This is a genomic window from Variovorax sp. CCNWLW225 (assembly GCF_037204045.1).
In the GTDB taxonomy this organism is placed as follows: Bacteria; Pseudomonadota; Gammaproteobacteria; order Burkholderiales; family Burkholderiaceae_C; genus Variovorax.
The window spans coordinates 106676-127365 of record NZ_JBBCBV010000014.1; the positions used below are offsets into that span (position 1 = coordinate 106676).

A 20690-nucleotide genomic window follows, 5' to 3' on the forward strand; every position below is an offset into this window, starting at 1 on the left:
CGTCTTGCTGGGTTCAACTCTAGGCATTCGCACCCCATAGCAATAGTCATGACTGGCTTGAATTAGTTTCAAGCATTTGTTGAAATGCCCTGCAATGGAAACCCTCGCCAACCTTGAATCCTTCGTGCGCAGCGCGGAGACGGGCAGCTTTTCGTCGGCGGCACGCCGGCTCGCGCTCACACCCGCAGCAGTCAGCCGCAACGTCGCCCAGCTGGAGCGCAACCTGGGCGTGCGCCTGTTCCAGCGCAGCACGCGCGGCCTTACGCTCAGCGAGGCAGGCGAACGGTTCTTGCAATCGGTGCAGGGCGGGCTCGACAGCATCCAGGGCGCCATTGCGGACATCACCGTGAATGCCGGGCAGCCGGCTGGGGTGCTCAGGCTGAGCGCGGCGCCGGGCTTCGGCATGGACTACCTGTTGCCGCTGATGCCCGGCTTTCTCGAAAAGTATCCGGCGGTCGTTCCGGACTGGTTCTTCGACAACCGTCCGCTGGACCTGATTGCCGGCGGCTTCGACGCAGCCGTGGGCGGCGGGTTCGATCTGCCGCCCGGCATGGTGGCGCGCGAGCTGGGGCGCATCCACCTGATTGCGGTGGCATCGCCCGGCTTCCTGCGCGGCAAGCGCCGGCCGAAGGACCCGGGCGGCCTTGCCGACCTTGCAGGCGTGGCCCTGCGCTCGCCGCTGCACAGCCGCGTTCGCACGCCGGTCATGCGCAACGGCGCCGGACGCGAAATGGCCGCCACGCAAAAGCCGGTGATGGTGGTCAACGACCCCGATGCGCTCTGCCGCGCAACGCTGCTGGGCCTGGGAATCGGCCTCGTCGCCGTGCCGCACGCCGCGCCACACCTGCAGAGCGGCGCGTTGGAGCGGCTGCTGCCCGACTGGCACTGCGACCTGGGCCCGCTCTCGCTGTACTTCGCGAGCCAGAAGCTGCTGCCGGGCAAGACGCGCGCCTTTGTCGATTTCGTCACCGCGGCGTTCCGCGAGCAGAAGCTGGCCCAGCGCCTGTCCGCCGGCAGCCGCACGCGGTAACACCGGCTGACTTGTTCGGCGGTGATGATGCGGCATACTCCCACCCCCCAAACTCGCCAGAAGCCCGCTGAATGGACAAGGAAGTCGACCCCCGCGTACTCGCCGTCATCGATGAGATGCGCCTGTCAGGACCGCGGCTCAGTCCGGTTGAAATCGTCGCCAAGATGGGCGTGTTCGACGCGCGCGACAAGCCCTTCGAGTACGCCTGGATGGCCACGGGCGACAACGTCATTGCGACCATCTGGGCGGAGTATGTGCACGTGGGTGCGAACGGGCGCTGGTTCTATCTCGAATCGCTCGACACGCAGCACCGCCCCGGCGGCGGCGCGCGAACGCCCAACCAGGTCCAGCGCGCGAAAGACCGCCTTGCATTGCTCAAGCGCACCTTCGACGCGGGCCAGGGCTTCCGCGCGGTCGTGCAGACCAACCGGGTTGCGATTGCAGAACTCGAAAGCAACAAGAGCGCGAAGGTGTCTACCCGCGTGCGCGACGACGCCGAATGGCACGTAGCAAGCTGGGAGCCCGAGCAGCTGCTGGCGGTGCTGGTGCGCGGCCCGCGCGGCTGGGTTCCCGATGAAGCCGACACGCAGGCCGCCAAGGCGCGAGGCGGCGTTCCGGCGGCTGTAGAAGCGGAGCCCGAGGCGGCCAAGCCGGCTTCGGCGGAAGAGGTCCAGGCTGCCGCAATGGCGTATGTCATGGGCCACTTCAAGGGCTACGGCTACAACGCCGAGGACGTGACCGGCCAGAAGCTGGGCTACGACATCGAGGTGTCGAATGCGAAAGGCGCAACGCTTCTCAGGGTCACCGTGAAGGGCACCTCCACGGCAACGCCGAACTTCCGCCTCACCCCCGAAGAAAACGCGTGCTCCACGCGCGAGCCGCTCTGGCGCCTGCTGGTGGTGGCCGATGCCGGCGGGCCCACCGCGCAGCACAAGATCTACAAGCCTTCGGAAATGAGCCAGGCGCCCGGCTTCGAAGCCGGGGGCTAGAGCAGCGCCGCGATTTCCGCGGTACCCAGCGCGCCCTGGTACACCCGGAAATCGTCCAGCTGGGCGCGCAGCGCCGGATCGTTCGGATACTGCGAGCGTCCGAGAAAGTTCTGCGTGGTCTCTCCCAACTCGAAGGGCGCCAGCGTCATCTGCGCGTTGCTGCCGACCGCCACGCCATCGACATACAGCGTGCCGAGCGTGCCGGCCAGGGTCACGGCCACGTGCACCCAGCGCCCGGTCGGCAGCGGCGACGCGCCTTCGATCACCTGCTCGTTGTAGCCGTGAACCCTGGAGATCGCGTAGCGCACGGTGCCGGCATTGCTGCGCGGCGTGAGCATCATGTAGCGGCGCGTGCCGGAGCCGAAGTCGAAGACGCGCGACCACGTCGAGAGGCTGTCCACGTACACCCAGCATGCGATCGAAAAGTCGGCCGCGTCCTTCACCAAGCCCGTGGGCAGGTTGATGTAGGCGCCCGTGCCGCCCAGGGCGACAGCCCCTGCTGAGTTGCGGCCCGCAGTCCAAGCCGCGCCACCGGCAAGTTCGCTGGCAGCGAAACGGCCCGTCGCATCGGCGGCGGAGTTTCCTTGCGCTTCGTCGAACCTGAGGTGCATCAGCAGCTCGGGCTTGAGGGCGGCCCGCGCTTCGGCGGATGGCTCGCTCTCTCCCCCTGCGTTCACGGCAACCACGACGTAGTAATACACCTCTCCCGCGACGCCGGTGGTGTCGGTGAAGGTCAGCGTGTCGGTGATGCCTGAAGCCACGGTGGTGCTGTAGGGCCCGCCCGCGGTGGAGGCGCGCCTGACTGAGTAGCTCAGCGCGCCGGTGCTGCCCCACCACGACAACTCCACTTGCGAGGCGCGCACCCGCGCGGTGAGCCCGCTCGGCCGCACGAGCGCCGTGAGCGGATCGCGCGTGAAGGTCAGGGTTCCGAAGCCGAGCTGGTCGCCGTTGTTGCCGTCCGTTTCCGGACGCATCTGCTCGGCCTGCAGCGCGGTGTAGGGCGTGGCAATGCCGAGGCGGTTTGCATAGTGGTTGTGCACGCTCTCCCAGATGCCGCGCCGATGCCCCTGCCCGCCCGTCGCCAGCACGGACTGCGTTCCCTGCCGGTTCACGTTGGTGACGAAAGGCACGGTGTAGAAGTCGCCCGCGCCGTCGCGCAGATTGGATTTGGCGACGTACTCGGCACCGGCCAGAAAGCGGTTGTTCTCATAGCCGTAGATGTCGTCGCCCTGGTTCCACGCCATTTCGCAGAACGCGCCTGCGAGGCCGATGCCCAGGGTACAGTGGCCCTGGTCGCGGCCGCTCTCCTGCCACTGGCCCAGATAGCCGGGATGCATGTGATAGACCGCCTGCAAGCCGGCGCCGTTGCCCGCGCCGCTCCTGTAGTAGTTCAGGGCCTCGTCGTAGATGTCGCGCCGGTCGCACAGCACGCCGATGGCCAGGATGGCGCCTATCGTGCACTGGTCCCAGTTGGCCCAGTAATTGGTGATCTCGGAGCCGTTGTGGTTGACGAGAAAGCTGTGGTTGAGCGGATAGAACACCGTCAGCATCATGTTCTGGAAGCGCGCGAAGTCGCTGGCCGCCCAGCCCGGATAGGTGCGCATGATCTCGGCCGCGTTCGCGAACTGCTGGCCGTAGATGCCTGCCGCAAGAAAGCGGTCGGCGTTGCCCTCGATCGCCGTCAACGTGGACGACCACTCGTTGAGGAACCTGATCGCCAGGTCGGCATAGCGCGTGTCCTGCGAAACCTTCCAGCGCAGCGCCAGTTGGTAGGCGCGCGCAACGTCGATGTAGAACTGCGCGAAGTTCTGGCCCGGGACGTCCCCCCGAATCACCGTGGCCAGCGGCCGCGGCGTGGCGCCGAGCTGCGAGCGGCCATTGGATGTGAGCGCATTCCATCCGGCGAGCCAGGGCTGTGCGTTGGCCGCGACCTTGAGGCGCATGCGCTCGAAGTCGGCCTCGGTGTGCAGCAGGCCGGGGTGGACGAACGGCTTCGCTCGCGCGGGCGAAGGGGCCGGGGCCGGCACGTCTTCGGAGCCGGAGCCCGTTGCGGGCCCGGGTGCCGCACCAGCGGTGCCCTGCGTCGCACCGCCAAGCAGGCCGACGCTGCCCGCTCCGCTGCCGCCTCCTCCTCCGCCGCACGCGGCGGTTCCGAGGGCGGCGAGACTCATCGCGCCCATGCAGAACATGCGGCGGTCCAAGGAGTTGTCGAGGGTGTTGTCGGGGGAGTTGTTGTCTTCGCTGGCCGGTTGATGCATGTTGTATTGAGGTTTTGTTAAACCTTGCTACCGCAACATGCATGCCCAATTCGCAGATGAGCCCTTTTCTATTCGCCTCGCTTGCGGATCGCTGCGCAAAAAAGCCTCAGGGCCCGCAAAACCCTCTGCACATGACAATCAGTGTCACGCGCGCCGCGCGGTGCGCTCATAAATGTCACGCTTTGCGCCGCACCGCTAAAGCTGCAGGTTGACGTCGACCTTGGGCGTGCCGGGCGCCGATTGCGCGACCACGACAATGCGTTCTTCGAGCCGCTGAAAGTGCAGGTCGACACGCGCACTCCCCACCTGCAGCCCTTGCACGTGCAGCTGGTCGATGTCCGCGGGCAACTGCGGCTGCACGATCTTCACCTCGCGCCGGACGCCGTCCACCTGCAGGCCCAGGCAGGCTTGCAGCAGCATGAACACCGAGCCCGCCGCCCATGCCTGCGGCAGGCACGCCACAGGGTAGGCAACGGGGGACTGGCCGGGCTGGCGGTCGAAGCCGCAGAACAGTTCGGGCAAGCGCATGCCGAAGTGCGAGGCCGTCTCGAACAGGTTGTCAAGGATGCGCACCACGCCGTCTCGCTCGCCGTAGTGGGCAAGCCCGGCCGCGCACAGCGCCACATCGTGCGGCCACACCGATCCGTTGTGATACGACATCGGGTTGAAGCGCACCGCCTCCGTCGGCAAGGTGCGAATGCCCCAGCCCGATGCGAAGGCCGACGACAGCAGTTGGTGGCCGACGGACAGGGCCCTCTCTTCGCCCGGCAGACCCGTGAAGAGCAGATGCCCCGCATTGGAGGCACGCACGCGGCAGGGCTGATTGGCACCGTCGATGGCGAGCGCGTAGAACTTCAGGTCGTCGAGCCAGAAGCGGCTTTCGACCGCTTCGCGCATGGCCTCCGCACGCTGGCGCCAACGGGCGGCGCCCGAGTCGCCCTGCCACTCGGCCATGGACGACATCGCAAGAAAGGCCGCATAGACATAGCCTTGCACCTCGACGAGAGCAATCGGCCCTTCGGGCGTGCGGCCGTCGGCGTGGAAGATCGAGTCGTGGCTGTCCTTCCACCCCTGGTTGGCAAGGCCGCTCGCTTCACCGCGCTGGTAGGCTAGCAGGCCATCGGGGTGGCGCGCCATGTTGCGCTCCATCCATTCACACGCGGCGCACAGCGCGGGCCAGATGTGCGCGATGGTGGCGCGGTCGGCCGTGCGCCGCGCATAGGCACCTGCCAAGGCAACGAAAAGCGGCGTGGTGTCGACCCCACCGTAGTACTGGCCGAAGGGGAGTTCGTCGACCGCGGCCATCTCGCCCTTGCGGGTCTCGTGCATGATTTTTCCGGGCTCGGCATCGCGAAAGCTCGAGGTCTGGTGCGCCTGCCGCGCCGCAAGAAATTCGAGCACGCCCTGCGCCAGCCTCGGGTCGATCCACAGCGTCTGGAAAGCGGTGACGATGGCGTCGCGCCCGAACGGTGTCGAGAACCATGGAATGCCCGCGTAGGGATACGGCCCCGTGGGCAGGTCGGTCGTGAGCAGCGCAAGGTCGGCGCGCGAGCGGTCGAGCCAGGCCTGGAACAAGCGGCCCGAAGCCTGCAGGCGAGAGCCGCGGCGCTGGCGTGCGCGCATGCGCCACCGCGCGAGCACGCCGGCTTCGCGGAACCGCGCCGCATCGGGTTGGCCGGGCTCCGTGCCCACCTCGATGTGGAGCGTCCACTCGCCGTGCGCCGCGAGCGGCACGGTGAATGCAGCCGTACCTGCATCGAGGCGCTGCGGAACTTGTGAAAAGTCGATGCAGGCCAGGCGCGTGACCGTGTCCAGCCCCTGGTAGCGCAGCACCACGCCGTGCGTTCCCACCTCGGGCGCGCCGATGTCGCCGCGCCGTGCGCGCTGCTGGCCGCGCACTTCGAACATGTCGCGAAAGTCGGCGCCGAACTGCAGCGTGAGCGGCGCTTGCGCGGGCTGGTCGCTGTAGTTGACGAGGCGGATGCGCTCGAACAGCCGCGCGCCCCACAGAAAGCGCTTGCGCTCCAGATGGATCACGCCCTGCGGCATCGATGTCGATCCCAGCACCGGCAGCGGGCGGTTGGTGAGATTGGCGGTGAAGAAGACGTTGTCCTGGCTCACCCCGCTGGACAAGAGCGACGGACGCGCGCCGTCGAGCCGCAGCACGAATGTCGACAGCATGCGCGTGTCGTCGTGAAAGAGCCCGTCCACACCGCCGCCTACGTCGCCGTGGCCGTCCATCACGAAATAGGTGTCGCCCTCCTTGAGCACGAACGCGTGCTGCACCGCGCGTTCGGTGGCCGGCTCGGCCTGATCGACGGCAGGCACTTCGACGCTCATCGCTCAGGCCGCCTCGTGGTAGACATGGTCTTGCGGCGGCAGCACCCCGCCACCGATCAGCCGCTTGTATTGCTCGACGTAGGCACTTGCCATCGCATGCGCGGAGAACCTGCTTTCGAACGCCTCGCGCACGCGGCGGCGGTCGAGCTTGCCGATGGCGCGCACCGCCTCCACCGCCTGCACTTCGTCTTCGACGATGAGCCCGCTCACGCCGTGCTCGATCACTTCGGGCACCGAGCCGCAGCGCCACCCGATCACCGGCGTGCCGCAAGCCATGGCCTCGATCATCACCAGGCCAAAGGGCTCCGGCCAGTCGATGGGAAAGAGCAGCGCGCGAGCGCCGCCAAGAAATTTCGCCTTGTCGGCATCGCCGATCTCGCCGATGAATTCGACCAGTGGGTGGTCGAGCATCGGCTTGATCTTTTGCGCAAAGTAGCTTGCATCGGCTGCATCGACCTTGGCCGCGATCTTGAGCGGGAGCCCCGCTTTCTTCGCGATCTCGATGGCGCGGTCGGGCCGCTTCTCGGGCGAGATGCGCCCCAGGAAAGCCAGGTATCCATGAGGCTTGGGCTGGAAGGCATAGGGCGTTTCGTCCAGCCCGTGGGGAATGGTCGCGAACCAGTTGGCAAAAGGCAGCGGCTTGCGCTGGTGGCGCGAGATGGAGACCAGCGGATAGCGGCTCCAGCGCATGTAGGCGCCGGGCAGATCGGCAATGTCGAGCCGGCCATGAAGCGTGGTGAGCGTGCGGCCCGCCATGTCCTCGAAGAACGGAAAGTGCATCAGGTCGACGTGGAAGTGCAGCACGTCGAACTGGTGCGCTCGTCGCCGCACTTCGTGAAGCATGCTCAGGTGGCTGGCCAGGTCGGACTTCAGCGGCGCCGGGTCCAGGCGCAGGGCCTGCGCGCGCATGGGGGCCAGCTGGGCCCGGGTCTGGGTGTCCGCCGAAGCGAACAGCGTGACTTCGTGTCCCTGGTCGACCAGCGCGTTGGCCAGGTGGGCGACGACCCGTTCGGTGCCGCCGTAGAGCCGCGGCGGAACGGCTTCGTAGAGGGGTGCGATCTGCGCGATCTTCATCGTCAAGACAGTCTCCTCGGGAGGAAATGAATGAACAAGGAATGAGGGCGAAGAAACGGAGGCGCGAGGCTTCCAAGCTGTAATTTTGATGCGGCTGTTTTTAATTTCAAGAGCATTCAAAAAGCGCCCCTGCGGCATTCGCCGCTTGCAGCCGGCGCCGGCTTGTTCTAGATTTTTTCGCGTTGCATTGGAGGTCTCTTGATGAACATTCTCGAAACCGTTGCCGACCAGTCCGACGCGATGCGGCTGCCGCTGTATGCGGTGACCGTGACCGCCGTGGCCCGCGAAGAAGCGCCTGCATTGCTCTCCCTGCACTGGCACGGCTTCTTCCGGCAGACGCCCCTGCATCTGCCGGGCCTCGAACTTCCGGCGCGGCCGGTGCCGCAGTCGATGGCGCAGTTCGACATGCCCCAGGGCGTGCTCGATGCATTCGACGCACTCGAGCAATCGCTGCTCGAGGCGGCGTGGCAGCTCGGCGCCTGGGACGTCGAGCGGCTGGAGCGGCCGGCATGGTGGCGGCTTGGCGCGCCTGCAACCGAAGTGAGCGACGGCCGACGCGCCTTTGGCTACTACGAAGACGACGACAGCGACAACGGCCACGTCATGGCCGATGCGCCCGATCGCGAGGAGCTGATGCGGCTTGCCGCGCACCGGGGCTACCTGCGCTGGCTGTTCCGCCCGCGCAAGCGCGGCATCTGGGCCGAAGTGCAAGACGATGGCGACGACACGCTCGACGAGAGCGGCGGGCGCCCGCTGCCCTGCCCCGTGATGCCCCAGCCGCTGCATGGCGACGATGCGGCGCGCCGCACCGTCTACCGGTTGGGCCGTGCGGGCCGCATCCTGCTTGGTGGCGGCTGAAAAAAATCGTCACAAAAAATTTGCGCCGCAACCTCTTGAAGCATTGGCGGCTAGCCCATAGCTCTCGCGCGCCGGCACTTCTCGGTGCCGGTTCAACTTTTTTGATGACCTGTATCGCTTAGGAGATTGAACATGAAACTTCATCCTCTGTACGACCGGGTGATCGTCAAGCGGATCGAACAGCAGCGCAAGACGGCTTCCGGCATCGTGATTCCCGACTCGGCCGCGGAGAAGCCCGAACAGGGCGAGGTGCTCTCGGTGGGCCAAGGGAAGCTGCTTGCGGACGGCACCCTGCGCCCCTTGCACCTGAAGGCGGGCGACCAGGTGCTCTTTGCCAAGTACGCGGGGCAGACGGTCAAGGTCGAAGACGAGGAACTGCTGGTGATGCGCGAGGACGATGTGCTCGCGGTTGTCGACACCAGCGAACGCGGCGGCCTGAAGCGCGTCGCCTGATGATGTCCAGAAACCCGTTGTGAAAGGAGTGATGAAAAAATGACTGCCAAGGACGTCAGGTTCCATGACAACGCCCGCCAGCGCATCGTTTCGGGTGTCAACATCCTTGCCGATGCGGTGAAGGTCACGCTCGGCCCCAAGGGCCGCAACGTGCTGCTCGAACGCAGCTTCGGCGCACCCACCATCACCAAGGACGGCGTGTCGGTGGCCAAGGAGATCGAGCTTGCCGACAAGTTCGAGAACATGGGCGCGCAGATCGTGAAACAGGTGGCCTCCAAGACGGCCGACGTGGCGGGCGACGGCACCACCACCGCCACCGTGCTCGCGCAGGCCATCGTGCAAGAGGGCATGAAGCACGTGGCCTCGGGCATGAACCCGATGGACCTGAAGCGCGGCATCGACAAGGCCACCGCCGCAGTGCTCGAAGAGCTGCGCAAGCTCTCCAAGCCCATCTCTACCGGAAAGGAGATCGCGCAGGTGGCCGCGCTTTCGGCCAACTCCGACGAAGCCATCGGCAAAATTATTGCCGACGCAATGGAGAAGGTCGGCAAGGAAGGCGTGATCACGGTGGAAGACGGCAAGTCGCTCGAGAACGAACTCGACGTGGTCGAGGGCATGCAGTTCGACCGCGGCTACCTGAGCCCCTATTTCATCAACGACCCCGAGAAGCAGGTGGCGCACCTCGACGATCCGCTGGTGCTGCTGCACGACAAGAAGATCTCGAACATCCGCGAACTGCTGCCGGTGCTCGAAGCCGCCGCAAAGGCCGGCAAGCCGCTCCTGATCGTGGCCGAAGAGGTCGAGGGCGAAGCGCTTGCCACGCTGGTGGTCAACTCCATGCGCGGCGTGCTGAAGGTGGCGGCTGTCAAGGCGCCGGGCTTCGGCGACCGCCGCAAGGCAATGCTCGAGGACATTGCGGTACTCACGGGCGCGACGGTGATCTCCGAAGAAACCGGCAAGCAGCTCGACAAGGCGACGCTCGAAGACCTGGGCCGCGCCAAGCGCGTCGAGGTGCAAAAGGAGAACACCATCATCATCGACGGCGCGGGCGACCAGGCGCTCATCGATGCGCGCGTGAAGTCGATCCAGGCGCAGATCGAGCAGGCCACCAGCGACTACGACCGCGAAAAGCTGCAGGAGCGCGTGGCCAAGCTCGCGGGCGGCGTCGCCGTGATCCGCGTCGGCGCCGCCACCGAAGTTGAAATGAAGGAGAAGAAGGACCGCGTCGACGATGCGCTGCACGCGACGCGCGCGGCTGTCGAGGAAGGCATCGTGCCCGGCGGCGGCGTGGCGCTGCTGCGCGCCCGTGCGGCCATCACCGAGCTGAAGGGTGCCAATGCCGACCAGGACGCGGGCATTCGCATTGCGCTGCGCGCGCTCGAGGCACCGCTGCGGGCCATAGTCGCCAATGCGGGCGTGGAGCCTTCGGTGGTCGTTTCCAAGGTGCTCGAGGGCAAGGGCAACTATGGCTACGACGCAGCGACCGGCGAGTACGGCGACCTGGTGCAGATCGGCGTGGTCGACCCGACCAAGGTCACCCGCACCGCGCTGCAGAACGCGGCGTCGATCGCGGGCTTGATCCTCACAACGGACGCGACCGTGGCGGAACTGCCCAAGCCCGCCGAGAAGGCTCCGGCCATGCCGGCGGGCGGCATGGACTATTGAGCCGGTTGCACGCCTTTAGCTGAAGCGCGAAGCGGCGTCCCTTGCGGGGCGCCGCTTCTTTTGCTTTGTCTTGCCCTGCCCCCGCGCTCGCCCTGATTCAAAGCGCCGGCGGCAGGCGGATTTCGATCGGGTGCGTGCGCTCGTAGCGCTCCTGGCATTCGACGCAGCGGGCGGAGGCCGGCATGGCGTTGAGTCTTTCGGCCGGAATCTGCACGCCGCAATCCACGCAGGTACCGAACTCACCATTGCGCAGCCGCTCCCTGGCGGCCTCGATGTCGCGGAGCTCGGCAACGTCGCGGTTCATTTCAGCGCTTCGCAGCGCGCCGCGGAGGCGCTCCTCTGCTGCATCGACCGTGTCCGGCACTTGCACATGCGGGGTTCGGGTGGGCGCCTCGGCTTCATCGGCCTTGGCGTTCCTCAATTCGGACTCGAGCTCTGCCGCTCGCTCGTCGAGCTTGCGGTGCCACTGTTCGGTGTTCTTCGTCATGCCGGATTCACCGGCAAACCGCATGCCCGCGGCGTGGCTTCTGCAGGCATGCGATGCTCCACCCGAACTTGCGGCAAAAAGCCTGAATCGAATTGCAGCACTCCGACACCCTTCTTCTGGCCGCCCTGCGCGCCGCGCCGCGCAGGTACCGCATGCCGCCCTTGCCGGCGGATGCAGTCTCAGCCGCGGCAACCGGCACGGATGCGGCCTTGGCCTTTGCGATCGAGGCCGTTCGCATCGGGCAGGAGGAGCTTGAGGTGCCACCGCCGGTTTCCGCCCGGTCGCTTTTTACCGAGGCGCTGGCACAGCTGATCCGCAAGGCGCTGGCGCCCGAAGGCGGAGACCCGGCTTTCCAGGCACTGGTGATGCAGGCGCAGGATGCAGAGGTTCGTGAACATGCGCAGCTGTCCAGGCAGCGCGAGGCCGACCAGCGCGCCATCAGGGCCGCCACGAATGCCATCGCGCATCCGGGCAAGTTGCGGCAGATGCCGGCCGATGAAGTGCGCGACGCACTGGCGCGGTTGCACGGTTTGGCGGCGGCAGACTCGTGGGAAGAGCTTGCGCGCGCCATCGAGCATTTGCTCGGCCGGAATCTCTCCGCACAGCAAAACTTGCAACCCGCGTTGGAGGCCATTCTTTCCAACCCTGCGCTGAAACGCCTGGTGCGCGGCAGCCGCTTGCTGCACCTGGAGGCCGTGCAGCGCTACCGGGCGCTTTGCGAACGCCAGGGGCCGATGGCCGGCAGCCACGCCGCCCTCGCCAAGGGGCGCACGTCGGCCCGTCGCGGTGAGGCTGCCGAGGAAACCGGCGTGCAGGCGTTCCGCCAGATCGCGGATGCGCTGAATCAGCGTGAAAAAGGTGTTGCGAGCTATCGCGTCGTGCAAAGCCTTCGGAACCCTGCTGCTTTTCCGGGCGAGGCGAACAAGGCCAAGGAAGAATGGGACGCCGCGATTGTGCGCAGCAGCGCGGGTGACGGCGACGAACTCGTTCTTCTTGCAGAGATCAAGGCCTCCCCTGCTTCTGCCACGGCGGACTTTTCGCGCCTGCTGCGTGGGCTGCGGCGACTTGCGGAGGCACGCCCGGAGGCGACCTACGCCTTTGCATCTGCCGATGGCGTCGCGCGCATCCATGGCGCGTCGCTGCGAAGGCTGCAGCCCGACGGCGACTCGTTGCCGCCGCACGTGATCTATTGCTGCTCGGCGCCGACCGAAGCGCATCCGCCGGTGCTGAGCGCGGCAAGCAAGGCCGTTCTGCTTGGGGAGCCCGCGAGCCTCGCGTTCGCGCACCAGCTCCTTGCAGGCGAGCTGCCGTCGCCCGCTTCTCTCGAACCGGTATGGAATGCGCTCACGACAGAGCCGCGGCTGCGTTCCGCGCTGCATCAATACGACACCGCGCGAAAGGCGCGCGCGGCCATGCTGCATCCGGCCGATCTGCTGGCGTCTGTCGCCCAAAGCCTGGAGGCCTCGGAAGGCTAGTGCTGCTTTGCGGAGCGCTGCGCCCGGGGAGCTTCGTCGATGCGGGCAGTCCGCTCTGCGGCTTCGGCAGGATTACCGCCGTCCGACATCACATACACGCCGCGCGTCGGAATGGCGAACTCGACGCCCAGCGCGTCGAACTCACGCATCATCTGCAGATTGAGGCGCTGCTGTTCGTCCATGTAGAGCCCGTAGTCCGGCGTGGTCACGAAATAGACCACTTCGAAGTCGAGCGAGCTTTCACCGAAGGCCTGGAAGTGCACGCGGTCCAACCGCAGCTTGGGCCGCGATTCGATCAGCCGCTTCACGATGCCGGGAATGGCCTCCAGCTTTTCCGGGTCGCTGCGGTAGCTCATGCCGAATTTGAACGCAATGCGGCGCTCTTCCATGCGGCGATAGTTCTTCACGATCTGCTTCAGCAGGTCGGTGTTGCTGATGACGATCTGCTCGCCCGTCAGGCTGCGCAGGCGCGTAGTCTTCAGGCCGATGTGCTGCACCGTACCCGAGAGGTCGCCAATGCCGATGGCGTCGCCCACCTCGAACGGCTTGTCGACCGCAATCGAAAGCGATGCGAACAGGTCGCCAAGAATGTTCTGCACCGCCAGCGCAATCGCAATGCCGCCGACGCCGAGGCTGGCCACGAACGCGGTGATGTTGACGCCCAGGTTCGAGAGCATCGCCAACAGCACCACGGCCCACAGCACCGTGCGCAGCGACCATGAAAGAAGCACCGCGGACGCGCTGACCTGCGTCATGCCCGAAGAACTATGGCGCGCCTCGTAGCGGCGCAGCCCCAGGCTGATGGCCTTGGTGAACCACAGCCCGGTTTGCAGCGCCAGTGCAATGAACCACAGCTGACCGACGCGCTGGTTCCAGCGCTCGGTGAGGTCGAGCATGCCCACGCCGACGAGCACCGCCGCAAGCAGCAGGAACACGCGGTTGGTACTGCCGAGCACCTCGACCACCATGTCGTCGACATGATTGCTCGTGCGCTGCGCGAGTTGCCGCGTACGGCCGGTCACATAGCGCAGCACCAGCCGCATTGCAAGATAAGCCGCCAGGGCGGCTGCAACGGCCAGCGCCAGGTCGGGCACGGGCAGCCCCAGCAGGGTCGCGTCGGCAAGAGCGTCGAGCTTCTCGTTCATCCGCGGAAGGCCTTCGCCATGTCGGTTGCAAGAGGGGAAGAAGTCATGTCGTTCCTTGAAAGCTCATGTTCGAGCGTGCTCGCGAATATCGGTCGCGTGCGTTTGCATCCACTGCCCATGCGTCCCTTGCGGGATTGGGGAGATGAGGAAGGCGGCGGGGGTTTGTTGATATTCTGGGTCGTCGAGAAAACCTCGTCGTGCAATCGGACTCTTCTGGTCCTTCTTGCGACGCCTTCTCTTTCGGCCAGGCACCCGGCTTGCCCCGTGCCTCGGATGCCCAACCCGGCGGTCCCTCCGCCCGACCCAGGAACTGAAAAAAGATGACGGAAAGCAGAGCACGACCCGGTGACCATGGCGCGACGCGTGACGACGATCGCTCGCAACCGCAAGCACCGGTGTCGGAGGCCGGCGTTGCCCGCACCTACGACCGGCTTGCGCCGCTGTACGACACCTTGTTCGGCCAGGTACTGGAGCCCGGGCGCAAGCGCATGGCCGAGGTCGTTCGCATGCTGCAGCCGGGGTCGCTGCTCGAAGTGGGTGTGGGCACGGGACTGGCGCTGGCAGGGTATCCCGCGGAATGCAACATCGTGGGCATCGACCTTTCGCACGACATGCTCGAGCGTGCGCGCGAGCGCGCGGCCCGGCTGCCGCAGCACCACATCGGCATCGAACACATGAATGCCGAGCGCATGCGTTTTGCCGATGGCACTTTCGACTGCGTGACCGTGCCTTACGTGCTCTCCGTGACCCCGCGCCCGGCCGAACTGGTGCGCGAGATTCGCCGCGTGTGCAAGCCTGGCGGAACCATCGTGGTGCTCAATCACTTCAGCGGCAGCAAGCTGTGGTGGCTTCTGGAGCGCGCGGTTCGCTCCGCGGCCGAGCACGTGGGGTTTCGCTCCGACTTCAAATACGACGAGCAGATACTTTCTCATGACTGGCAGGTGCTGAGCGTGGAGCCGGTCAACCTGTTCGGCCTTTCGAAGCTGGTGGTGCTGGACAACCACCGCTAGTACAAAGCCGCGCGCATTGCCGCGTCTGGCCCGACGCGGCTGCGGGTCGTGCAGCAAATCTTGCCGCACGCGCGTGGCCCCGCCGCCAGGAATCGAACCTGGATCTCGGCCTTCGGAGGGCCGCATTCTGTCCGTTGAACTACAGCGGGAGCGTTGTCCCATCGGCTCAGCTCTTCGGGCGGACATGAATCTCCGGATACTTGTCGTCGTAGAACGCCACGCGCTCTTTCAGCGCCTGGTGTTCGTCGTACGGATCCTCGTACGCCCACACGGCATCGTCGAGTTGCCGCTCGCCCAGGTTCAAGCTGTAGTAGCTCGCATGGCCCTTGAAGGGGCATTCGGTGGTGGTCTGCGAGCGCGTCAGCTTCTCCATGCGGACGTCGGCGCGCGGAAAGTAGTAGCGCACCGGCGACTTGTCTTCGACAACCTTGATGACGTTTTTCGAGCTGGCGACGATGGCTCCTTCGACTTCGACCTCCATCGATTGTTCAACCGGCTCTTCGCGTACCTTGTGATCGGGCCACTTCTGATGCCCTGGTGACTTGCCGCTCATTTCGCGTTACTCCTTCGCGTTATTCCTGGGTTGGTTGAGATGGCTCTTGAACCAGTCGCGAGCCAATGTGGAAACGGCGCCGAGCGCGTCGGGCTCCTCGAACAGATGCGTCGCGCCCGGGACGATGGACAGCCGCTTCTCGCAGCGCAGCGCCGCAGCGGCCTGCCAGTTCATATCGATCACCGGCCCGTCGTTGCCGCCGACGATCAGCAGCGTGGGTGCGCGCACGCGCTCCAATGACGCGCCGGCCAGGTCCGGCCGGCCGCCGCGGGACACCACTGCATCGACCGAATCGGGCCGCTGCGCTGCTGCCACCAGCGCGGCACCGGCCCCGGTGCTCGCACCGAAGTAGCCAATTCGCAAGCGGGCGGTCTGCTCATGGCTGCGCAGCCAATCGGTCAGGCCGACCAGCCGATCCGCCAGCATGGCGATGTCGAAACGCAGCTCGCGCGTGCGTTCGTCCTCGGCTTCTTCGTCGGGCGTGAGCAGATCGACGAGCAGCGTGGCCAACTTTGCCGCATTGAGGCTTTCAGCCACCTGGCGATTGCGCGGGCTGAAGCGGCTGCTGCCGCTGCCGTGCGCAAACAGCACGATGCCGCTGCATGCGGCGGGCAGGCTCAGGTCCGCCTCCAACGTGATGGAGGCGGAAGAAGAAAAACGCAGCGGAACACGGAGCGCGCGCCGCTCCACGAGGCTGGATGCGGAGTCCAAGGCTACGCCCCTGCGAAAGCGATTTTTGAAGGGCGTGTTCCAGGCGCGCCGGCAGCCGCAGGCATTCGGAACATCTCGACAGTCATTCGGTTTCCTTTGTGCGAGGGCTCGACGTCGTCAGCCCTGCAACCCGTCACCTTATTTTTTTGCCTGAATTCTTCTGTAGGGTGATGCCCACATTCGCGTAGGCGCACTGCAGCGTTGCATCTTGAAAGAAAACAGTGGCGCGCGGCGCGTCAAACGGCTGTGCGCCGGGCCAGCTGGACCAGCCGCACCGGCTGGGCAAGAGGCCGCACCAGCACAGGTGGCGCCACGGCGGGTTTGTCGTCCTCGTCGTCGAGCTTGAAGGTGGCCACCACCTGCGACAGGTTGCCCGCCTGCTCCTGCAGCGATTGCGCGGCAGCCGCGGCCTCTTGGATCAATGCGGCGTTCTGCTGAGTCACCTGGTCCATCTGCGCAACGGCCTGATTGACCTGCTCGATGCCCTGGGCCTGCTCGTGGCTCGCCGCCGTGATCTCGCCGACGATGTCCGTCACGCGCTTCACGCTGCCCACGATCTCTTCCATCGTCTTGCCGGCTTCGCCCACCAGCGCGCTGCCCACGTCGACCTTGCTCACCGAGTCTTCGATGAGGCCCTTGATCTCCCTGGCCGCCGCTGACGAACGCTGCGCAAGGTTGCGCACCTCGGAAGCGACCACCGCAAAGCCCCTGCCCTGCTCGCCGGCACGCGCGGCTTCCACGGCCGCATTGAGCGCGAGGATGTTGGTCTGGAACGCGATGCCGTCGATCACGCCGATGATGTCGACGATCTTCTTCGACGAGGCATTGATCGACGCCATGGTGTCGACCACCTGGTTGACCACGCCACCGCCCTTGACCGCAACCTCCGACGCCGAGAGCGCGAGTTGGTTGGCCTGCTTTGCGTTGTCGGCGTTCTGCTTGACGGTAGAGGTGAGCTCCTCCATCGATGCGGCCGTCTCTTCGAGTGAGCTCGCCTGCTGCTCGGTGCGCGATGACAGGTCATGGTTGCCCGCGGTGATTTGCCCCGATGCCACCACGATCGAGTCGGTCGATGCCTTGATGCGCGTCACCACGTCGGTCAGCGTGTCTTCCATTTCGCCCATGCCGCGCAGCAACCGACCGAAATCGCCGCCGCGCTCGGTTTCGAACTCTTTGCTGAGGTCACCCGAGGCCACCGTCTCGGCGATGAAGATCGCTTCACCCAACGGTTGCATGATGCTGCGCGAAAGCCAGATGCTGCCGCCGACGCCGACCACCACCGCGGCGAACCCGAAGCCCAGCATGAAGCTCCGAGTCGACTCGATACGGCGTGCGAGCTCCGGGGCGATGCCGCCGCCGGCCGCAATGTCGTGCAGACATGCAATGCCAACGGCAAGCCCCGTCGCCATCAACAGCAACACGATCCCGAATGCCATGCCCAGCTGGGCACCGATCTTCCAATTGCGCATGTGCTTTTCCGTGACGGCCGCCGGTGCGGAGGCCAGGTATCCAGGGATATCGGCACGCGGGCGCGGAAACTTGAGGGGCCAAGCCTAGGGATAAACCCGCAGTACGCCGGTTGCGCGGAGAGAAGGGTATGCACCAGTCGAACGGCTCGGCGCTTCAAGTCAATAATGTTGACATGATCAGCCAAGATGCTCGAGACGGTTCGTAACTCTGTTCTCTCAGGACTTCGCGCATGCAAGCACTTCTCTATGCAGCTCCCGGTCAGTTGAAGTGGGCAGACATGGACGAACCCTCGATTCGTTCGCCCCAGGAGGCGATCGTGAGGCCGATCGCATCCGCTTTCTGCGACCTCGACCGCCGCATCCGCGCGGGGAGTACCCCTTTCGAGCCGGGATTCGCGATCGGACATGAGGCGGTCGGCGAAGTCATCGAGGTCGGGTCCGAAGTCACCAGGGTTCGGCGCGGCGATGTTGTTTCGATTCCTTGGAAGATCGCCTGCGGTCGTTGCGCGCAGTGTCTTTACGGCCGAAGCATCGCGTGCACCTCGGTACCAAAGCACGCGTGCTATGGCGTACCGACAGGCGGAAACTGGGGCGGTCTCTTCTCTGAACTCGTCAACGTGCCCTTTGCCGATGCGATGCTGGTCCTTTTGCCTGCGGGGCTGGAGCCGGCTGCGGTGGCGGCCGCGAGCGATAACCTGACCGACGCATGGGTGGCAGCAAGCCGCCCCCTTGCCAGCAGGAAGGACGCCCGCGTACTCGTCGTCGGCGGCACCGAAAGCATCGGCATTCTCGCGACTCAGTTCGCCAAGGCAGCTGGTGCCGCTGAAGTCACGTACTTTGACTCCGACGACGCGCGCAAGGCGCTTGCCGAACGCTCAGGTGCTCGCATTTTCGACGGACCGCCCGAGGCGCTTCATGAAAGATTCGACGTGACCATTGCGGCGACACGCGACCACGAGATGCTCCGCTCGGGCTTGCTGGCCTTGGCACCCGGCGGCCACTGCTCTTGCATCGGGATCATCTTCGACGACCCCAAGATTCCGCTTTTCCAGATGTACATGCGGGACGTGACGCTGTCGGTGGGCCTATGCAGCGTCCGCCCGCACATACCGAAAGTCATGGACCTTGTCGCGGCGGGCCAATGCGATCCGATGTCGCTGACCACGGTGGTGTCATGCGAAGAAGCCCCCGACGCGCTCGCGGTGCATTCCGCGAAGGTGGTCATGGTGCGCCCGCGAATCACCGAGAGTGATGCGTCGTGAAGAGAGATGACCTCTTGGCTGTGGTCAAGAACTGCTATGCGGCCTTTGCGGCCCGCGATGTCCAGCGGATGTGCACGCTGTCAGCGCCTGAGTGCATCTACGAGGCCCCCGGCGTTGCGGAGTTCATGCCTTGGGCGCACAGGCACGAGGGTCACGAAGGCATTGCGAAGTTTGTCGCCGCGCTGGACGAGCACCTGCTGTTCGACCATTTCCGGCCAAGCACATTCGTGGTCGACGAAACCCAGGACATGGTCGTGGTGCTTGGGCGCGCGGAATGCCGCGCTCGCGCGACGAGCAGAAGCTATGTGAACAACTGGGCGCACGTGTTCCAGATTCGCGACGGCAAGGTCGCGGTTTTCAGGGAGTATCCGGACACGGCGGCGCAACTGCTGGCCGTGCACCAGCTACGCCCATAGCCACAGGCGGTTTCAGACGGCCTGCGGGCCGGCGATGATGCACGTGCCAGTCGCGTGTGCGCAAAGCCTGTCGTGCTTGTCCAGAAGCCTTGCCTCTGCCGAAGCGACCGTACGCCCGCTGTGGATGACGGTTGCCTCTGCCCTGACCGGGCCTGAACTTTCCGTCAGCGGCCGCAAGTAAGTGATCTTGAGGTCGAGGGTGCTGTAGCGAGTGTCGGCGGCCAGCGTGCTGTAGACGGCCAGCGCAATCGCCCCGTCGAGCATCGTGGCCACATAGCCCCCGTGGACCGCGCCGGCCGGGTTGTAGTGGTCGGGCGTCGGGTGCCCCTGCAGGGTCACTTTTCCGAAGGCCACGTCCGTACCCAAAAGCCCCAGCGTCCGCCCGATTCCTCGCCCAAAGCCGCCTTGGGCGAAGATCTCGCGCAGGGTCTCAAGTCCTGAGGTGCTCATTGTTTCTCCAGAAGATGCGCAAGGATACTTGCCAGCTCGCTTTAAGGTCAACCTTGTTGACCTTGAGAACTACAATGAGCTGTTCGCCCTTCCGCCCTGCAATAAACATGAGCCCGACATCGCTTTCCCTCGCCGTGGACCTTGTGCTGGTGCTGAACATTCTTTGGTTTGGCGCAGGCGCGATGTACTTCGGCCTGAGGTCGACGTCGGCCACCAAGCTCCTGGTTTCACGAGAAGCCAGGCAGTCCCCTCTTTTCTCGACGGTGGCCGCAGCGGTTCGCTTTCTGGGCGGAATGAACCTTGCCTTTGCCGTTTTGGCAGGCATGCTCCTTGTCAGTCGCGCGCTGTTTCCCGAAGCGATGCAAGTAGCCGTTTTCACCGCGGTGTTTGCGCTGGCTCACGGCACTCAATTCGCGGCGAATGTGCCGGTGGCTCTCTCGCGCAGCAACGGCGGCAAATCCCTTTGGCCCGTTCTGAGCGGCCTGATGCTGCTCATCTTTGTCGTCGACTTCGCGCTGATGGCCGCCAATGGCGCGCTGGCAGCGCTCCTGGCCTTCACGTGACCATGCGGGCCAGGGCGATCATCACTTTTCGCCACGCCTTCTGCTCGGAGGCCGAAACACCTGCGAGCGCGGACTTCATTGCGGCTGCTTCATGCTTCGACGCGAGGCGCTCGATCTCCTTTCCCTTCGCAGTCAGGCTCAGGATCTTCACTCGATGTTCGACCGCATCCCGCTGCGCGACGACATAGCCGGCGTCCTGGAGGTGCTTCAGCGGCCTGTGCAACGCCTGCTTCGAAACCCCGAGCAGTTCGATCAGCCCGCCGATCGAGAGCCGCTCCGAGCGAGCGATGGCATAGAGCATCCGGTGATGAACACGGGTGAGTTCATGGCCGGCAAGAAAGACGTCGGCCTTGGCAACCAGCCCCCGGAAGGCAAAGTGCATGAGCAGCAGCGCGCTGTCTTCAGGCTGCAGTTCGCGCATGCCGGCCTTGGCGACGGAAGGCAGATCAAGAATGGGGTTGTTTTTCTTCATTTGTGATGAA

Annotated in this window: 20 protein-coding genes and 1 tRNA gene; 10 read left to right on the forward strand and 11 right to left on the reverse strand. The window is 65.4% G+C overall.

Annotated elements, in window-relative coordinates; translation table 11 throughout:
• The first annotated feature begins 94 nt into the window (after positions 1-94).
• Together V9L20_RS20620 and V9L20_RS20625 are read left to right on the forward strand one after the other, a co-directional pair.
• Positions 95-1030: a LysR family transcriptional regulator gene (locus tag V9L20_RS20620; RefSeq protein ID WP_258503855.1), complete on the forward strand. Its 936-nt coding sequence runs from the start codon at positions 95-97 to the stop codon at positions 1028-1030.
• A gap of 71 nt (positions 1031-1101) precedes the next feature.
• Positions 1102-2019 carry a protein NO VEIN domain-containing protein gene (locus V9L20_RS20625; RefSeq protein ID WP_337298018.1) on the forward strand — a complete coding sequence of 306 codons (918 nt, stop codon included), beginning with the start codon at positions 1102-1104 and terminating at the stop codon, positions 2017-2019.
• On the opposite strand, the gene V9L20_RS20630 is transcribed toward V9L20_RS20625, so the two are convergent.
• The 3 genes from V9L20_RS20630 to V9L20_RS20640 all read right to left on the reverse strand — a co-directional run bounded on the left by V9L20_RS20630 (position 2016) and on the right by V9L20_RS20640 (position 7691).
• Positions 2016-4277, reverse strand: a complete 2262-nt coding sequence (locus tag V9L20_RS20630) for a LamG-like jellyroll fold domain-containing protein (RefSeq protein ID WP_337298019.1) — start codon at positions 4275-4277, stop codon at positions 2016-2018. The genes V9L20_RS20625 and V9L20_RS20630 overlap by 4 nt on opposite strands.
• A gap of 195 nt (positions 4278-4472) precedes the next feature.
• Positions 4473-6617: an amylo-alpha-1,6-glucosidase gene (locus V9L20_RS20635; RefSeq protein ID WP_337298020.1), complete on the reverse strand. Its 2145-nt coding sequence runs from the start codon at positions 6615-6617 to the stop codon at positions 4473-4475.
• A 3-nt stretch (positions 6618-6620) separates the two neighbouring features.
• On the reverse strand, positions 6621-7691 hold the full coding sequence (locus V9L20_RS20640) for a glycosyltransferase family 4 protein (RefSeq protein ID WP_337298038.1): 1071 nt from the start codon (positions 7689-7691) through the stop codon (positions 6621-6623).
• Positions 7692-7892: 201 nt separating this feature from the next.
• Here V9L20_RS20640 and V9L20_RS20645 point away from each other — a divergent pair, with 201 nt between their 5' ends.
• The 3 genes from V9L20_RS20645 to groL all read left to right on the forward strand — a co-directional run bounded on the left by V9L20_RS20645 (position 7893) and on the right by groL (position 10667).
• Positions 7893-8549: a diguanylate cyclase gene (locus V9L20_RS20645; RefSeq protein ID WP_337298021.1), complete on the forward strand. Its 657-nt coding sequence runs from the start codon at positions 7893-7895 to the stop codon at positions 8547-8549.
• A 132-nt stretch (positions 8550-8681) separates the two neighbouring features.
• Positions 8682-9002 carry a co-chaperone GroES gene (locus V9L20_RS20650; protein WP_258503849.1) on the forward strand — a complete coding sequence of 107 codons (321 nt, stop codon included), beginning with the start codon at positions 8682-8684 and terminating at the stop codon, positions 9000-9002.
• Positions 9003-9041: 39 nt separating this feature from the next.
• Positions 9042-10667, forward strand: coding sequence for a chaperonin GroEL (groL, locus tag V9L20_RS20655; protein ID WP_337298022.1), 1626 nt, complete (start codon positions 9042-9044; stop codon positions 10665-10667).
• A gap of 97 nt (positions 10668-10764) precedes the next feature.
• Here groL and V9L20_RS20660 read toward each other — a convergent pair whose 3' ends face one another.
• Positions 10765-11154, reverse strand: a complete 390-nt coding sequence (locus tag V9L20_RS20660) for a TraR/DksA family transcriptional regulator (protein ID WP_337298023.1) — start codon at positions 11152-11154, stop codon at positions 10765-10767.
• A gap of 92 nt (positions 11155-11246) precedes the next feature.
• Here V9L20_RS20660 and V9L20_RS20665 point away from each other — a divergent pair, with 92 nt between their 5' ends.
• Positions 11247-12629 (forward strand): hypothetical protein, encoded by a 1383-nt coding sequence (locus tag V9L20_RS20665; RefSeq protein ID WP_337298024.1) that lies wholly within the window; start codon positions 11247-11249, stop codon positions 12627-12629.
• On the opposite strand, the gene V9L20_RS20670 is transcribed toward V9L20_RS20665, so the two are convergent.
• Positions 12626-13774 carry a mechanosensitive ion channel family protein gene (locus tag V9L20_RS20670; RefSeq protein WP_337298025.1) on the reverse strand — a complete coding sequence of 383 codons (1149 nt, stop codon included), beginning with the start codon at positions 13772-13774 and terminating at the stop codon, positions 12626-12628. The genes V9L20_RS20665 and V9L20_RS20670 overlap by 4 nt on opposite strands.
• Before the next feature lie 320 nt (positions 13775-14094).
• Between V9L20_RS20670 and V9L20_RS20675 the strand changes: the two genes are divergently transcribed.
• Positions 14095-14784: a class I SAM-dependent methyltransferase gene (locus V9L20_RS20675; protein ID WP_258503843.1), complete on the forward strand. Its 690-nt coding sequence runs from the start codon at positions 14095-14097 to the stop codon at positions 14782-14784.
• A gap of 74 nt (positions 14785-14858) precedes the next feature.
• Here V9L20_RS20675 and V9L20_RS20680 read toward each other — a convergent pair.
• The 4 genes from V9L20_RS20680 to V9L20_RS20695 form a co-directional block, all read right to left on the reverse strand.
• Positions 14859-14933, reverse strand: a tRNA-Arg gene (locus V9L20_RS20680).
• A 17-nt stretch (positions 14934-14950) separates the two neighbouring features.
• Positions 14951-15337: a DUF427 domain-containing protein gene (locus V9L20_RS20685; RefSeq protein WP_337298026.1), complete on the reverse strand. Its 387-nt coding sequence runs from the start codon at positions 15335-15337 to the stop codon at positions 14951-14953.
• Positions 15338-15343: 6 nt separating this feature from the next.
• Positions 15344-16027, reverse strand: a complete 684-nt coding sequence (locus V9L20_RS20690; RefSeq protein ID WP_443098613.1) for a dienelactone hydrolase family protein — start codon at positions 16025-16027, stop codon at positions 15344-15346.
• A 257-nt stretch (positions 16028-16284) separates the two neighbouring features.
• Positions 16285-17517 carry a methyl-accepting chemotaxis protein gene (locus V9L20_RS20695; RefSeq protein ID WP_337298027.1) on the reverse strand — a complete coding sequence of 411 codons (1233 nt, stop codon included), beginning with the start codon at positions 17515-17517 and terminating at the stop codon, positions 16285-16287.
• A 230-nt stretch (positions 17518-17747) separates the two neighbouring features.
• On the opposite strand from V9L20_RS20695, the gene V9L20_RS20700 reads away from it, so the two are divergent.
• Both V9L20_RS20700 and V9L20_RS20705 read left to right on the forward strand, forming a co-directional pair.
• Positions 17748-18779 carry a zinc-dependent alcohol dehydrogenase gene (locus tag V9L20_RS20700; RefSeq protein ID WP_337298028.1) on the forward strand — a complete coding sequence of 344 codons (1032 nt, stop codon included), beginning with the start codon at positions 17748-17750 and terminating at the stop codon, positions 18777-18779.
• Positions 18776-19195 (forward strand): nuclear transport factor 2 family protein, encoded by a 420-nt coding sequence (locus V9L20_RS20705; protein ID WP_337298029.1) that lies wholly within the window; start codon positions 18776-18778, stop codon positions 19193-19195. Before V9L20_RS20700 ends, V9L20_RS20705 begins: the two co-directional genes overlap by 4 nt.
• 12 nt (positions 19196-19207) lie before the next feature.
• On the opposite strand, the gene V9L20_RS20710 is transcribed toward V9L20_RS20705, so the two are convergent.
• Positions 19208-19645, reverse strand: coding sequence for a PaaI family thioesterase (locus V9L20_RS20710; protein ID WP_337298030.1), 438 nt, complete (start codon positions 19643-19645; stop codon positions 19208-19210).
• A 134-nt stretch (positions 19646-19779) separates the two neighbouring features.
• Here V9L20_RS20710 and V9L20_RS20715 point away from each other — a divergent pair, with 134 nt between their 5' ends.
• On the forward strand, positions 19780-20208 hold the full coding sequence (locus tag V9L20_RS20715; protein WP_337298031.1) for a hypothetical protein: 429 nt from the start codon (positions 19780-19782) through the stop codon (positions 20206-20208).
• Here the strand turns inward: V9L20_RS20715 and V9L20_RS20720 are convergent.
• Entirely contained in the window at positions 20201-20680 is a 480-nt protein-coding gene (locus tag V9L20_RS20720; protein ID WP_337298032.1) for a MarR family winged helix-turn-helix transcriptional regulator, read from the reverse strand. The genes V9L20_RS20715 and V9L20_RS20720 overlap by 8 nt on opposite strands.
• Positions 20681-20690 lie beyond the last annotated feature (10 nt).